Source organism: Vibrio mangrovi (genome assembly GCF_024346955.1).
Lineage (GTDB): Bacteria > Pseudomonadota > Gammaproteobacteria > Enterobacterales > Vibrionaceae > Vibrio > Vibrio mangrovi.
The window spans coordinates 2,200,694-2,217,158 of record NZ_AP024883.1; the positions used below are offsets into that span (position 1 = coordinate 2,200,694).

13 protein-coding genes are annotated in these 16,465 nt (G+C 38.6%); 5 read left to right on the plus strand and 8 right to left on the minus strand.

Annotated elements, in window-relative coordinates:
• The first annotated feature begins 218 nt into the window (after positions 1-218).
• Positions 219-974 (plus strand): DNA repair protein, encoded by a 756-nt coding sequence (locus OCU74_RS09865; RefSeq protein WP_087479565.1) that lies wholly within the window; start codon positions 219-221, stop codon positions 972-974.
• Between the two features lie 79 nt (positions 975-1,053).
• Complete coding sequence (gene miaE, locus OCU74_RS09870) at positions 1,054-1,824, plus strand: tRNA isopentenyl-2-thiomethyl-A-37 hydroxylase MiaE (protein WP_087479566.1); 771 nt, start codon at positions 1,054-1,056, stop codon at positions 1,822-1,824.
• 122 nt (positions 1,825-1,946) lie between these two features.
• Here miaE and pyrF read toward each other — a convergent pair whose 3' ends face one another.
• From pyrF to cmk, 6 genes are all read right to left on the minus strand, one after another.
• Positions 1,947-2,645 carry an orotidine-5'-phosphate decarboxylase gene (gene pyrF, locus OCU74_RS09875; protein WP_087479567.1) on the minus strand — a complete coding sequence of 233 codons (699 nt, stop codon included), beginning with the start codon at positions 2,643-2,645 and terminating at the stop codon, positions 1,947-1,949.
• Between the two features lie 49 nt (positions 2,646-2,694).
• A complete protein-coding gene (gene lapB / locus OCU74_RS09880) occupies positions 2,695-3,864 on the minus strand; it encodes a lipopolysaccharide assembly protein LapB (protein ID WP_087479568.1) in 1,170 nt (389 codons plus the stop codon).
• Between the two features lie 9 nt (positions 3,865-3,873).
• The gene (locus OCU74_RS09885) at positions 3,874-4,158 is read right to left on the minus strand and encodes a LapA family protein (RefSeq protein WP_087479569.1); all 285 of its coding nucleotides are present in this window, start codon (positions 4,156-4,158) and stop codon (positions 3,874-3,876) included.
• A 137-nt stretch (positions 4,159-4,295) separates the two neighbouring features.
• Positions 4,296-4,580 carry an integration host factor subunit beta gene (gene ihfB / locus OCU74_RS09890; protein ID WP_038178528.1) on the minus strand — a complete coding sequence of 95 codons (285 nt, stop codon included), beginning with the start codon at positions 4,578-4,580 and terminating at the stop codon, positions 4,296-4,298.
• 85 nt (positions 4,581-4,665) lie between these two features.
• A complete protein-coding gene (rpsA, locus tag OCU74_RS09895; protein WP_087479570.1) occupies positions 4,666-6,336 on the minus strand; it encodes a 30S ribosomal protein S1 in 1,671 nt (556 codons plus the stop codon).
• Positions 6,337-6,453: 117 nt separating this feature from the next.
• On the minus strand, positions 6,454-7,137 hold the full coding sequence (cmk, locus tag OCU74_RS09900) for a (d)CMP kinase (protein WP_087479571.1): 684 nt from the start codon (positions 7,135-7,137) through the stop codon (positions 6,454-6,456).
• 569 nt (positions 7,138-7,706) lie between these two features.
• Between cmk and OCU74_RS09905 the strand changes: the two genes are divergently transcribed.
• The 3 genes from OCU74_RS09905 (at position 7,707) to OCU74_RS09915 (ending at position 13,909) form a co-directional block, all read left to right on the plus strand.
• Positions 7,707-9,965: a hybrid sensor histidine kinase/response regulator gene (locus OCU74_RS09905; protein WP_159457379.1), complete on the plus strand. Its 2,259-nt coding sequence runs from the start codon at positions 7,707-7,709 to the stop codon at positions 9,963-9,965.
• Between the two features lie 211 nt (positions 9,966-10,176).
• A complete protein-coding gene (locus OCU74_RS09910) occupies positions 10,177-11,355 on the plus strand; it encodes an acyl-homoserine-lactone synthase (RefSeq protein WP_087479573.1) in 1,179 nt (392 codons plus the stop codon).
• Positions 11,348-13,909, plus strand: a complete 2,562-nt coding sequence (locus OCU74_RS09915) for an ATP-binding response regulator (RefSeq protein WP_143693105.1) — start codon at positions 11,348-11,350, stop codon at positions 13,907-13,909. The genes OCU74_RS09910 and OCU74_RS09915 overlap by 8 nt, the downstream gene beginning before the upstream one ends.
• A 42-nt stretch (positions 13,910-13,951) precedes the next feature.
• On the opposite strand, the gene OCU74_RS09920 is transcribed toward OCU74_RS09915, so the two are convergent.
• Together OCU74_RS09920 and ppiD are read right to left on the minus strand one after the other, a co-directional pair.
• On the minus strand, positions 13,952-14,248 hold the full coding sequence (locus OCU74_RS09920) for a ComEA family DNA-binding protein (RefSeq protein WP_087479575.1): 297 nt from the start codon (positions 14,246-14,248) through the stop codon (positions 13,952-13,954).
• A gap of 134 nt (positions 14,249-14,382) precedes the next feature.
• Positions 14,383-16,236 (minus strand): peptidylprolyl isomerase, encoded by a 1,854-nt coding sequence (ppiD, locus tag OCU74_RS09925; RefSeq protein WP_087479576.1) that lies wholly within the window; start codon positions 16,234-16,236, stop codon positions 14,383-14,385.
• Positions 16,237-16,465 lie beyond the last annotated feature (229 nt).

Here is a 16,465-nt window from a genome sequence, read left to right on the forward strand (position 1 = left end):
ACCCTTTTCGGTTGCAAGTTGGAAAAATAATTTGAACTTTTCTGCGACCTGAGGCCTCATTCACTAAACAATTAAGCGATTTATTAGAGAATAGTGGGGTATTCATTGGTAGAACGTGATAAATTTTATTATGCTATATGAACTTACCGCCGGAGACTATTGAACGATTTAATCCTCCGGCTGGTTGAATTCACGATGTAAAGATAGATGCAGGAAATATGAGTATAGGATTGATCATTACCTTGGTTGGCGTATTGCTCCTTCTGATTTTGGGCTACAACATTATGTTGCAGTACAAAGTTAAAGTCGAAGCAGCAAAAAAACACGAGTCTACTCGTTACGTCGCAATTATTGATGCAACTGAGGATCTTATCGGTAACGCTCATCATATCCCTTTTAGCAAAGATTTGCTGCTGTGTCTGAATAACCGGATGTTAGATGCACTGCAAAACATGCATGAGCTGGACCCTAAAAATAAACAACTTGCGCATCGCATCGAAAACATGCAGAGACAGGTTAAACACCTTCGGGAAAACCACCCTAATCAGGACAGTACAACTTTTAAAACACCGACAAACGACAAGCAGGCAATTACGATGCTTAAGCTTGTCAAGCGCCTGAGAGATACAATCCGGAGTGAACATAACAAAGGCCGCTTCGATACACAGGCATTTGTTACAGAAAACGCACGTCTGGAAATGATCCAAATCCGCATTAACATCGAAAATGTCATCAAGCGGGCAAATGAATCCATCGTTCGGGGACAGCCGGGAACTGCCATACAATTGCTTAAAAAGGGAATTGATGTCCTCAGTACCAAAAATGATGCTTATTCAAATCAGGCCCGGGAAAAACTACAAACAATGTATGATGAGCTCGAGAATAAACGTCAACAGAAAAAATCTCCTTTGGAAGGAGATCGCGAGCGGGATGATGATATGGAAGCCCTGTTCGGTGAAAAGAAAAAATGGTAATCAGCATTACCCTGAACATTGTCTATATCTACTACAACACAACAGGTCGCTCAGGCGACCTTTTTAAATTTTAAATGCCATGACTAACGACCATCAGTATCAATTATTACTTCAACCGATCAATGAGTTCCTGCAATGTTCTACTCCTGATGAGTGGATTACTGCGGCCAGAAAACCGGAAAACCTGAAAGTCATTCTTATTGATCATCTTTTGTGTGAGCTGAAAGCCGGACAGTCAGCAATGTACCTTATCCGCAAATATGCAGTCGATCAGGCAAGTGCATCAGCATTATTGGATTGGTTCAAACCCTATGAAGATTTTGCCTATCGAAGAGTAGGATCTCTTGTTTCATTAAAGGGTAAGAGTCAGATATCTAAAATGATCATGGCAAAATCCGATTCACCATACAGTCAGGATCTAATTGACAAAATGGTCTTATTGATCAAAGAAGAACTCCACCACTTTTATCAGGTTCTGGAGATAATGGAGAAAAAAGGAATTGCTTATGAAAATATCCCCGCAGGCCGGTACGCAAAAGGGCTGTTATCTCAGGTTAAGACCTACGAACCGGACGCACTTATCGATAAGTTAATCATTGGCGCCTATATAGAAGCCCGCTCATGCGAACGTTTTGCCAAACTTGCTCCCCACATGGATGAAGAAATATCCAGGTTTTATATCTCATTGCTGCGCTCTGAAGCCCGACATTATCAGGACTACCTAACACTGGCCGAGCAAATTGCTCAAAAAGATATTTCTGAGCGAATCAAACAATTGGGAAAAGTCGAAGCCGAACTAATCCTCACCCCCGATCATAATTTCAAGTTCCACAGTGGTATTCCCTGCTAAAAGTCTCCGGAACAATTTCATCACCAATCACTATCCCATCACAAAGAAAACAGGGGCAGCAGCCCCTGATATGATAACGTTGTTGTCGTGAAATGTTGTCTCAGATAGAAGAATGGTCGAGTCTATATATGCAGTGATTGATTTATGCGCTCCAGAACCAACGCAGGCTCTTTTGACTGAGTAATAGGTCGACCTATGACTAAATAGTCAGAACCGGCTGAAATTGCCTGCTGAGGTGTCATAATCCGGTGTTGATCACCAACATCACTACCTTCCGGTCTGATTCCCGGAGTCACAAGTTGAAACGTCTGACCAAACCGTTCTTTCAGTAAGTGGGCTTCCTGAGCAGAGCAGACAACTCCGTCCAGACCTGATTTTTTTGTCAATTCAGCCAGGCGAAGCACCTGTTCCTGAGGTTCAATATCCAGACCAATACCTGCCAAATCATGCTGAGACATGCTGGTTAATACCGTGACCCCAATCAATAAAGGTCTTTCAGCGCCATAAGGCTCCAGTATTTCCCGGGCAGCAGTCATCATACGTTCCCCACCACTGGCATGCACATTCACCATCCATACACCCAACTCGGCTGCAGCTTTAACTGCTTTTGCGCAAGTATTCGGAATATCGTGAAATTTCAAGTCCAGAAAAACAGAGAAACCACGTTGATGTAATGCACGAACAAAATCAGGTCCGAATAATGTGAACATCTCCTTGCCGACTTTCAGGCGACAATGTTGAGGATTAATTTGATCAACAAAACGTAATGCTTCTGACTGATTATCATAATCCAGTGCCACAATGACTCTTGGCTCGCCCATTTTTTCTCCTCTGTTTTTTATAATTCAATGAATACGACTGGAGAAGTATCTACTCTCCGTCTAAACCCCGAATGGGTTTTACCTCACCCCAACTCTTACATGACGGACAATGCCAGTATAAAGAGTGAGAAGAGAACCCGCACTTCCGGCAACGGTAGTGGGGTTTTATTTTCATCTGCTCGCCCACCATGCTTTGGAGTGCCGACAAACTTTCTTTTGCCCGGCCTTCTTCTGCCTCTGCAAGATGATAGTCCATCAACCGGTAGAAACCTTTCATCGTCGGATTTTTTACCAGTTGCTTGGTCAAAAGATCCAGTGCTGCACCCACCCCTTCATGATGAGCAACCAACTGAGCCAGCATTAATTCCGCCGAAGCCCCAGCCTGCTGTGCGATACATTTCCTCAGAAAATCAATCAATCCCTGTTCATGACCCGAACGATGGTAACACTCGGCAAGCGTAGGTAAAACTTCTCCGACATAATCGACATCCTGTTCGAGCACCATTTCCATATAACGAATCGTATTGAGGAAATCTTCTTTTTCCAGATAAAGCTTTCCTAGTCCAATACTTGCTCTGACACATTTTGGATCTTCCGATAGCGCTTTTTTATATATTTGTATCGCTTTCGTGTCATCCCGCAAAGACTGTGCATCAGCAGCAAGTTCACACCAGAAGTATGCGATACTCTTGCGCATCTTCTTCCGGCCAAACTTAACTAAAGCATGAGAACATTCAATTGCTTTCAGCCACTCCCGTGTCTGCTGATAAATTGAAGTTAACTGCAGTAAAGCTGATTCCCGATGCTCGGGCTCATCAACAAGCTGCTCGAAAATCTTCTCAGCTCTATCCAGAAAACCGGCTGCCATATAGTCTTTTGCCAGTTGTTGAAGCGCAAGATTCTTTTGCTCAATTGTCAGTCCGGAGCGAGAAATCAGATTTTGGTGGATCCGAATGGCCCGATCGACTTCACCACGGGAGCGAAATAAATTACCAAGTGCTAAATGTGTATCGATTGTTTCGTCATCAACCTGTAGTAACTCGATAAAATGATCAACAGCTTTATCCGATTGATCAGATAAAAGCAGGTTGAGTCCCGTGACATATTGACGGGATATTTGGTGGGATTGCTTCTGCTTGTCCTGCTGAGCACTACGATGCCCCATGTACCAGCCATAGGCGGCAGCAATCGGCAATAACAAGAAGAGTATTTCTAACATCAAGCTTACTTATCCGATATTCAGTTTCTCTTTTACAACTTTTTCCTGAGGCTCATTCTTTTTCAACTGTTTATTCAAACGACGAATCTGTAGCTTGGCTCTGAGATGCAAACTACCAAAAATAAGCCACGCAATGGCAAATCCAGCAACAAAAACCACACCTAAAAGCCAGGATAGATGAAACTCACCTTTTGCCAACAAATAGTTAAATGTGACTACTTCTTGGTTTTGAGCGCCTAGTGCCAGGGCAATAAGGAAGAGAACGAAAAGAAAAAGAATTTTTAGAACTCTCATAACGGGAAAACCTGCATCAGTTATTGGCAGTCCTGATTATGCAAGAAAATTACCATTCATACCATGATAATCGATAATATCGGATTCAAAAAAACGGCATATCGAATGATATGCCGCACAGATTCGTTTGCAAAAAATCAGAGTGCACTATTAACTCGCTCTCTGAGTTCTTTACCAGGTTTAAAGTGAGGGACATACTTTCCATCCAATTCAACTTTTTCACCTGTCTTAGGGTTACGTCCGGTGCGTGGTTCACGATAATGCAAAGAGAAACTGCCAAAGCCACGAATCTCTATTCTGTCACCCTGTTCCAGCGAAGTAGCCATATGCTCGATGATATCTTTCACTGCATCTTCGATCTCTTTCGCGGACAGATGAGTTTGCTCTGCGCACAATCTTTCAATTAATTCAGACTTCGTCATAGTTTCCCTCTTCTTACTTGCAATATCAGCATCAAAATCCTAACCAAAAAAAAGGAGCCAGCCGGCTCCTTTTTTGCGAATTACGTTATTCGCCCTTAGCAGCCTTGAAAGCATCAGCCATAGCATTACCGAACGCGCCTTCATCTTGCTTGTTCAGTGAAGCCATTGCTTCTTGCTCTTCTGCTTCATCTTTCGCTTTGACAGACAGATTGATAACGCGGTTCTTACGGTCTACACCAGTAAATTTCGCTTCAATACTGTCACCAACGCTCAGGATGAGAGACGCGTCTTCAATACGGTCACGAGATACTTCAGAAGCACGGATGTAACCTTCAACGCCATCTTCTAGTTCAATTGTAGCACCTTTCGCATCAACTGCAGTAACAGTACCGTTAACTAGAGTACCTTTTTTGTTTTCAGATACATATGCGTTGAACGGGTCGTTTTCCATTTGCTTAACGCCAAGAGAAATACGCTCACGCTCTGCGTCAACAGCCAGAACAACAGCAGAGATTTCATCGCCTTTCTTATATTCACGAACTGCTTCTTCTCCAGGAACATTCCAAGAGATGTCAGACAGGTGAACCAGACCGTCGATGCCACCATCCAGACCAATGAAGATACCGAAGTCAGTGATAGACTTGATCTTACCAGTCACTTTGTCGCCTTTAGCCTGAGCTTCAGCGAACTGTTGCCATGGGTTAGCTTTACACTGTTTCAGACCCAGAGAAATACGACGACGTTCTTCATCGATATCCAGAACCATAACTTCAACTTCGTCACCGACGTTGACAACTTTAGATGGGTGGATATTTTTGTTCGTCCAATCCATTTCTGAAACGTGAACCAGACCTTCAACACCTTCTTCGATTTCAACGAAGCAGCCGTAATCAGTCAGATTAGTTACACGACCAGTCAGCTTGTGACCTTCTGGGTAACGTTTCGCGATTGCAACCCATGGATCTTCACCCAGTTGTTTCAGACCAAGTGATACACGTGTACGATCACGATCGAACTTAAGCACTTTAACCAGAATTTCGTCACCAACGTTAACGATTTCAGATGGATGCTTAACACGTTTCCAAGCCATGTCAGTGATGTGCAGAAGACCATCAACACCGCCAAGATCAACGAATGCACCGTAGTCAGTTAGGTTCTTAACGATACCTTTAACTTCTGTGCCTTCTTGCAGTGTTTCAAGCAGTTCATCACGCTCAACACTGTTTTCAGATTCGATAACAGCACGGCGAGAAACAACAACGTTGTTGCGTTTCTGATCCAGCTTAATAACTTTGAACTCCAGCTCTTTGTTTTCCAGGTGAGCAGTGTCACGAATTGGACGTACATCAACCAGAGAGCCAGGAAGGAAAGCACGGATACCGTTGAGTTCAACAGTGAAACCGCCTTTAACTTTACCGTTGATGATACCAACAACAGTTTCAGCTTCTTCGTATGCTTTCTCAAGAACGATCCAAGCTTCGTGGCGTTTCGCTTTCTCACGAGAAAGTTGAGTCTCACCGAAACCGTCTTCTACTGCATCCAGAGCAACATCGACTTCAGAGCCGACTTCCACTTCAAGTTCGCCAGCAGCGTTTTTGAACTGTTCAGCAGGGATTGCAGATTCAGACTTCAGACCAGCGTCAACAAGAACGAAACCGTTCTCGATAGCAACAACAGTACCTTTAACGATAGTACCAGTCTGGAATTCAGTCTCGTTTAGAAACTCTTCAAAGAGTTGAGCAAAAGATTCAGTCATTTATTTCATCTTCAAAATAATAAACTTCCACGGGTATCCTACCGCGTGGGGTTATGAACTTCGCCAATCATCATCCTTGCGATCGACGTTCCATACTGACTGTGACTTAGCACACGACTAACGAACAGCCAGTTTAGATTCTATATATTGTAGCGATTTTTCGAGAACCTGCTCAATCGTCATTGATGTTGAGTCAAGAACCAATGCATCATCAGCCGGACGCAATGGCGCGACGGGACGATTCCGATCTCTTTCGTCACGTTCACGAATTTCGCTTAAAAGGTCATCAAATTTAACATCTAGACCCTTAAGTTGCAACTGCTTATAGCGTCTTTTCGCCCTCTCCTCCGAGCTGGCGTCCAAAAATATTTTAACTTCCGCATCAGGAAAAACGATGGTTCCCATATCTCGTCCATCAGCAACCAATCCAGTTTCCTTAACAAATGCACGTTGGCGTCGTAGTAACGCTTCCCGGACTCTGGGAAAAGCAGCAACCTTAGATGCCGCCATACCGGTCTCTTCTTTACGGAGTTCTCCGGAAACGTCTTCCCCTTCAAGAATAACTCTGACCAAATCCCCTTCCGCAATAAACTCCACATCCAGATGAGTCGCCAGAGGCACTAAAGCATCTTCAGATTCGGTATCGACACCATGGTGAATTGCAGCCAGAGCTAGTACACGATATAACGCACCAGAATCAAGCAAATCAAACTCCAGTGCTTTTGCGATACACATACAAAGCGTACCTTTCCCGGCCCCACTTGGTCCATCAACGGTAATCACCGGTGTATAAGAAGACATGTCTTACTCCACTATTCAAATGATTGCGGTTAAAATCCGCATCCTGCCGGCGCCGCATTATAAAGTGTCAGCGGCTCAGGAGCTATAGGGGATTTTAGAAAGTCATAAATGTAGTAACTTTGCTCACTCAATAACAATATCGCATAAAACTAAAGTGAGACACATAAATAACAAATTTATCAATTTTGTTTTCCCACTATAATTTGAATAAAAATCTGATAAAATCATTTCAGTCACATATATCCATGTGTCTAGTTTCACCTCACAACCGTGAGTAAGAGTTTAAAATGATTATAATCTCTGCATATGAGGAATAATTTGATTTGGCTACTCAACTATTAAACTACATCGCGTATCCTAAAGCTTTATTACTTCTCTTCGCATCAATAGGTGGATTATGTTGGTTAATGTATTTCATTATTTATTCATTAACTAAAATATCAAATTCTGTAAAAAACCTTTACTACTCATATACTACATGCATTTTTTTTATTATTCTATGGGTTATAAGCAACGCATATTTTCACACTGAATTACTTGTTATATTTGGTGAAAGCAGTGCTATATATATGGCAAAATTAGCAAACATATTTTCTTATATGTCATTAACTTTTTCATTTATCTACTCATGCCACCTAACATCGGCCATAGAAGAAAGTAAAATTAAAAAATGGGAAATAACAATAATAGCCATAATGACTATTTATGCTTTTTATGTAAACTTTATATCAGGGTATACAATAAGAGGAGTCGATATTGAAGGACCGAGTCATTTCACTATTCATTTTGGTCAAGCTACACCTATTTTCTTTCTCTCTTTATTCATCTATGCATTTTTAACTTTATTTAAGCTAATCAAATCGATAAAATTTAGTCGCACAAAAATAAAACAGTTACAATCAATATATACAGTATCTGGAATGATCGTATATCTAATATCGACGACTGTAATTCATCTAGTTATAACTTTCATATACGATGATTTTTCATTGACATGGCTTCCTCCTTTTCTTGCTGTTATTTGCTTAAGTCTTGTTGGGTACGCATCTATACATCATCGATTCTATAGCTGGCGACATCTAACATACTCAGGGATTAGAACAGCTATTATTTTGATATCTTATATAATTCCTATTATTATTTTTACCTCAAAAAATAGTACATCATTAAATATATTATTCGTTATTTTATGGTGCTTAGTTTATATGTTTCACTGGAAAAAAATAGGGAAAATGTCTGCTAAAATATCTAGCTTTTTAGTATATAAGGAACTATACACCCCCACTGACAAGATTCAAACCATATCAAGATACTTTTATAACTCATCACAAGAATTAATAAGAGAAATTTCTCAAACCTTACAACTCGAAGGTGAATTATCAATTATATCTTTAGATAATGAGTCAAGTGATTTTTATAAAGAACATTTAAACCAGAGTAACTCAGCTCTAATTATGGATGAAATAGAATATCAATTGAGCAATAAAAATCATGAATATCTGAAAAAAGTACATCATAAAATGGTTGAACATAAAGCAGCAGCAATTCTTCCTATTTTTGATAACAAAAAATCAATATTTCAACTATTAGTCTTACCTCAAAAGTCAAATGGTTTTCTATATTCAAATGAAGAGGTTTATGCAATACAACATTTATTGAGAAAGGTTAGTTTTTACCTTTATTGTGAATATAAAATAAAACAATCTCAAAGAACAGCTATTTCTATAGCTTATGAAATGAAAAATCCTTTAAGGGATGTTCAAATATCTCTTTCAAGAATAGAACCTGAAATAAATAAATTAGACAATCTATCTTCTCTATTGAAAAAAATAACAGACATAAACAAAGCCATAAATTATGGATATCAAATAATTGACACATCACTCAATGATATAAATCATATATCAACTGACACTGATGATAAAGAATACATGCACATAAGCGAATTAATTCGAAACTCTATTAATGATTATGCTTATGAGAGACAAGAAGATAAGGATAGAATATTTTTAGACATTACAGATGACTTTATAATTTATACAAATAAAACAAAATTCACATTAATTTTATTTAATTTATTAAAAAATGCCATTTATTATTTCTACTCACATCCTCAAAGTACTATAGAGATAAAGGTAAAATCAGGTTTAACTTTTAACAAAATATATTTTAAAGACTACGGTCCTGGTATAGAAGAAAATATGATAGATAACATATTTAATGACTTCTTCACTTACGGTAAACATAACGGCACAGGACTTGGACTAAGCTATTGTAAAAGAGTAATGAAAACAATAAATGGTGATATTCATTGTCGTTCTATTTTTGGTGAATATACAGAGTTCTTGCTTACTTTCCCTAATACACAACGTTTAAGTAACATTATAGATTATGGGAGTGATATAAAAAAGAATAGACACAATATAATTGAGAAAAGCATTTTCGATAATAGTTCAAATTCAGTACGTAAGATCAGAGCATTGGTCACTGATGATAATCAAACTCATAGAGGTTTAGCAAAGTATCTTTTGACAAGTCTTGGAGTACTGGTTTATGAAGCTAAAGATGGTCAACAATCTATTGAAATGGCATCACATCATACTTTCGATATAATATTCATGGACATTCAAATGCCTGAAGTAAATGGATTTGAAGCATCCATTCAAATTAGAAAGTTCTCACCAACACCTCCCATTATCGCATTATCAGGAGAATCTGGAGATAAAGAAGTAGCAAAAATTTCTCAAATTATGGATGATAGAATGATAAAACCAGCAACACTTTCTCAGTTCAAACAGATACTTCAAAAGTGGGTTATTACAAACTGAGAATAAAATAGGAAATAACATTCAGGCATTCATCTAGTTAATAGATATTTTGATAAAGATCAAAGCAAGCCAGCAATAGTAGCTCCCATCACATTATTATCTAAAAATTCATAGTAAAAATAAGCTCTTATCAATTATTAACGTATTGAATAATTTACATTATGGTGATATAAGTGTCAATTATATTAAGCGGATACTAGGATTCAGCATTTTGGATGTTACATTATCAGCATATAGCCAGCAGACAAATCAATGGAGCTTTCAAAAGAAAATATTTTTTTTCCAAACTATACAACAGGTGCTACTTAAAGAGTTCCCTTCAACCAGTTTTGCTGACTTAGTGAATCTACGACGGAAGAAAATCATTTATTCTCATCCTAACTTAACTTCTGGAGATCTTGCTTCAATATTTGAATCACCTCAAGTCATCCAATATATTCTATCTACTCCTATGACAGAATGTGCTACGGACTGGCACTACATTGAAATTTCTGCTATTGAACTGTTCGGAAACATTCTTGCCGGATGGGCTGAATATGAGCGATTCCTGATTTTACAAAGGAACCAAGCCTTACATTCAGATGATTTTGATCTCGAAGTCCCGCCACTAAATGAAAATAAATATTATTCAGAATATGTTGACAACATAGAAAGAGACACAAGAAAGTTTCTTACGCTACATTGTAATACCCCCCTGACTCTTCCAGATGCTATCTCTTTAATTAATATTGAAATTTTTGTCATAGAACAACGATGGTATGAGATACTTTTTACACTCAATCTGTCTCAACGAGGTAGCCATGTTTTACTGTTTTACCGTGGTAGCACTTGTTCCCCAATATTAGTATCAACAGCATTGATTCAGCATTGGTACGAACGTGAAAACTGGCTTAGCTTTGATCCCTTTTTTACAAACTCTGGTTGGAAGAATTGTCTTATGGAGGATTCAGGTAAGTATCTTTATCAAACTGGGGTTTTCAATAAAAAATTTTTTGATACGAATGTATATAATGAGTATATTATTGAAAGTAATATATCAGATACACATGCCGTCTGTGAGATTCTAAGGCTAACCGTCAGTGGCCCAAGCAGACTTCGTTTTTTCTTAATTTTCTTATGCCAAAAACATCTAGCAAAGCAACTGATTGCAATAGGCAAAAAACTCTCATATACTATCATCGAATTGCCAATAATGCTTGATTTGTATGATTCTTTCGGTAAAAACTGTTATTTAAATAGCTCTTCTTGTGACATTAACAATAATGGTATAAAAACTTATAAAGGCTTCTGGCTCAATAAAGAAATAAATAATAAATTCCAAAATTGTAGCTATAAAAAATATAGACTACTTGTAAAACACCGGAAAGCTAGGGGAGGCTCCTTTGAATAGTATAATTATGACAGTAGAAGAGTTCTTCTATGCTAAGTCTCTTCTACTGTTATTTATTGCCGGCCTTGTATTAGCTTGGTTAATCTACTTTTTATTAACGTTAAAAAAACAGGGAGCTTCTCCGTTTAAAACAATTTATTCCTCATATATTGTTTATTCCATATTCATAATGCTATGGATTCTTTCGAATTCATATTTTCACTCTGGATTGCTGACAATATATAGCTCCCAGCATGCCATTATGATAGCAAAAGCCGCAAATATTTTCTCATACATGGCATTTGCTTCTGCATTCCACTTTTCTTGTCGTATTACATCCAAAAGTTCAAATAACAGTTTGACTCACTGGCAATACTTGATACTTATCATATTCACTACATTTGCCCTATATACAAATATAGCTCCTAACTATACCATTGCTAGTATAGATATATATGCACCTAGTAAATTCACTATCCATTTTGGTAGCTTAACATCCCTTTTCTTCCTATCAGTCATCATATTGACATGTATAACCCTTCTTAACTTAACTCAATTAATTAGAGGGAATGATAAGTTGAAGAAGTTGAAGTCCATTTATATGATAATCGGTATCATTACATTTATGCTATCGACAGCTATTATACATACTTTTGTTACATATGTATTTAACGATTTCTCACTGACTTGGCTTCCTCCAGCATTATCTGTCACCGAACTATTATTTATGGGTTATGCAGTACTTTGCCATCGCTTCTATAGTTGGCGCTACTTAATGTACACCTCGATTTGCATGATTCTAACTGCAATTGTCTATATTACACCTATCATTGTCCTTCAATCCTGGTTAGCGGAAGATAAAAATCATATTGTTATCATATCATTCTGGTGTCTTCTATGTGGTTTAACTTGGAAAAATATATGGCAACTCTTTTCTCAATACGTAGGTTTATGGATCTACGGAGATAGAAAACCTCCTGTAGAAAGAATATTATCTTTAGTCGATGATTTTCAAATTTCAACTCAGCAAGCTATCCAAAAACTTGAACGTTTGCTTAATTTGGAACAAGCTATTTTAGTTTCTGATATTAATTCAAATAGTATTTATGTCAGTTACTTTCAGAACAATTATTCTGTTCTACTTATTGAAGAAATTGAACAATACATTAACAATAGTCATAATAAAAGATTTCGCCAAATTCGAGACTTGATGTCAAAGAATGAAAGTGCGATGATACTCCCTATATATGATCATCATAATATTTTATCACAATTACTTATTTCTCCTAAAAAAAATGATGGTTCCTTGTATTCAAATGAGGAAATTAATGCAATACAACAGCTTCTAAAAAAAGCACAAATTTATATTCACTATGAAGCAAAAATACATCAATCTCAGGCAATGGCAAAATCTATTGCGCATGAAATGCGTAATCCACTATCCCAAATACAATTTCACTTAGAGAAATTAGATAACCTTATACTTAGTAGCCAGTTACCTCAAAACTTACGAGATGAGATTCAACGAGGTAAAAATGCAGTCCAGCATGGAAGCCAATTAATTGATATTATTTTACATGAAGTCAATCAGTCTATAATAAGTCAAGATAGAATGACTACATTATCTATAAGAAAACAAATCACACTAATTATTAATAGGTTTGCTTATAACTCTAGTTTATTTAAAAATAGAATTACACTAAAAGCATCTATCGACTTTGACATATATGTAAATGACACTTTGTTTGATTTCATCATTTTTAACTTATTAAGAAATGCCGTTTATTATTTTGATACATTCTCTGACAGTAAAATTGAACTAGTTCTTGAAACTAGTAATGAATACAACAGGCTTATTTTCACCGACTACGGCCCGGGTATCGAACCGCAAATTTTACACAGAATCTTTGATGAATTCTTCACCTACCAGAAACAAGGAGGAAGTGGTTTAGGCTTAAGTTACTGTAAACGAGCAATGAAACTCTTCGGTGGCGACATCCAGTGCCAATCGGTTTATGGTGAATATACAAGGTTTATTCTAACCTTCCCTCATGTCAAACAATCGGAGCAAGAAGAGCAACACCCACGACCAAATATTCGTTCAGCTGAAGTTCCTATACCTGAATTACTGGTACCAGATTATAGCGTTGCAGGTAATGACATAAAAAAAGTTGCTCTGGTCACTGATGACAACCCGACACAAAGAGCACTGACAAAGCTCTATTTGGAATCTCTTCATTTCACTGTTTACGAAGCTGAAAATGGGGAAGAAGCTGTTGATATGGTTCACCATAAAACCATTGATATCGTCTTTATGGATGTTCAGATGCCAGTTATGAATGGTTTAAAGGCATGTTCACTTATAAAAGAAACTCACCCGACTCTGCCGGTTATCGCCCTGTCCGGAGAATCAGGTGAAGATGAAATATCTCAGATAAAAAGAACGATGGATGACTGGCTGGTTAAGCCGACCACCAAGCAGTTATTACAAAAGACTGTACTCAAATGGCTGGAAGAGGATGCGACTCAGATTGTAGTCCCTGAACCTCAAATCGATGCCGTGAGTACCATATAACATAAGTTATAAATTGTAAAAATTGCAGTTTGATAGTTTCTATCACTGAAGAACCATTCGGCTACGGTTCTTCTCAACGAGTGATAACCCAATTCCTTTTACTGCTGTGATGTCATCTACTTGAGTGAATGGTCCATGCTCATTCCTGTAGGTAATGATTGCCTGTGCTTTCTTTAATCCAATCCCGCTAAGCATTGTGGCAATTTCTTCAGCAGATGCGTTGTTGATATTTACTGAATGTTGCTCAGTGATTGGTACTGGCTCTTCTGAAGCCGCATAAACCGTTTGTAGTGGCAGGCACAGCACTGAGAATAGAGAAAGAAGTAGTACTTTTAGCATAAGATTTATCTCCAAATAAAAAATTCAAAATAATCCTATCGAGTCCTGCTAAAAATACGATTCTTTCAGATACAAATTAAAACGGGCTACAAAAGTAGCCCGCCTCAATAGACATATCAATTACATTCGACTTATCACTGCGTCGCAAGATAATACTCAATATCTGTTTGTTCTCTCAGAATATTCAAGAGCCCGGCCAAGTCTTGCTGGCGGTTCAGACGTTGCATCTGAACACCCAGTTGCTCAGCCAACTGATCATCTGTCGTTGATTCAATCTTAGCCAATTCAACCAGGACAACATTTCCCTGAGAGTCTTTTGTCTGTCCGTAAACAGCCTGACTATCCTGTGGTTTCTTCATGGCAAAGACCGCCTGAGCCAACGGAGAACGTCGATCAATTAGGGTTAGCTTCCCAAATTTCAGCTGATGTTTCTCCAGCACAGATTGATCACCCTGCTCCAGAGCTGTAAGAGCTTCACTGGCGATTTCTTGGGTCTGCTGTTCCGCTTTCACTTTAGATAACGTTCCGACAACCTGATCTTTGACAGTATCGAAAGGAAGTAAAGATTCCGGGCGGCTCTCTTCAATACGAACAACCACAACGTCTTCAGGAGCGACTTCAATAACAGAAGAGTTCAGACCTTCGTTTTTGACTTCCGGGTTGCCCAGTGCTTTCTGAACAGGAGCTGAGCGCAGAACTTCCGGGACATCATTCAATGACACGAAATCGGTCGTATTGATTTTAGCCTGAATTGTTTTTGCTGCTTCATCCAGTGAATCCGGACTTTCAAAAGCAACTTTCTCAAGCTCACTTTGTAATTGATAGAAATGATCAAGCGCACGCTCATCACGGATTGAAGCAATCACATCATCTTTTACTTCAGAGAAAGGTTTGACCGTTGCAGACTTCACTGCATCCAGCTTAATGATATGGTAGCCAAAGTTCGATTTTACGACACCAGAAAGATCACCGACATTTTTCAGTGCAAATGCTGCTTCTTCAAATGCAGGATCCATTACACCTTTTTCAAACCAGTCCAAAGAACCGCCATCACTGGCACTTCCCGGATCCTGAGAGTTTTCTTTTGCCAGCTTGGCAAAATCAGCACCACTTTTGAGCTGCTGGAGCAATGTATCAGCCTGCTTCTCATCATTTACCAGAATATGGCTGACTTTACGCTGAGCCTTACTTGAGTACTGATCAGCATGATCCTGATAGTATTTTTCTGCTTCATCGTCAGTCACTTCAACAGACTGTTTCAGCTGATCAGCCGAAAGTTCGATGTAGGAGATTTTAAACTGCTCCGGGCGCATAAAATCTTCTTCATGAGATTTATAATATGCATTCAAATCATCATCACTTAACTGAACTTTCTTCGCGTAATCATCCGTAGCCAGAGTAATACTCCGGATTTCCCGTTTCTGAGAGAACAACGCCGCTTGAGCATTGACTTCTCCATCCAGAGTAAAATCACTCGACTGTACTGCTGTCAGCAGTTGATTACGCAATAAATCACTTCTCAGGAATCCAGCAAAAGAGTCCGGTGTAAAACCGGCACGACGCAGAGCTGACTGATAAATTTCCTGGTCAAATTTACCATCCGACTGGAACTGAGGCATATCCACGATAGCCTGACGAACTTGTTCATCGCTGATTCTTAAGCCTAGAGATTCAGCATGCTGTTCAAGCAAAACATCATTGACCATTTTGTCCAGAACAGAGCGGCGGAAAGAAGCAACATAACTTGGATCAGCAAGGAGATTTGAAAAATAATCACCTAACTGTGATTGCATTCGATTTCGCTCATTCTGATAAGCTTGTTCAAATTCCGTCCGACTTATTTTGGTACTGCCAACCTCTGCCACAGCATTGTTACTACCACTAACAAGATACCTACCGACTCCCGCAAATACAAAAGACAAGACTATCAATCCCAGGATAATCTTAATCGCGATGCTATTCGCACCCTCGCGCAACCGATCCATCATAATTTAATCATTCTCCGGCTTAATGGCCACTTACTCAGTAAAAATATTCTGCTTTTCAAAACTACCTGTTTCCAAAAGCCAATATATTTCAGGCTTCATAACCTTATAGTTTTCAAAAACCAACTGTATTCAAAACGAATGACGCGATAATATCAGAAAAAAGAAATGCGCATCACTACGATGCGCATATTTTCAAAACGTTTGACTTAATTTTGCCTCAATTAGCAAA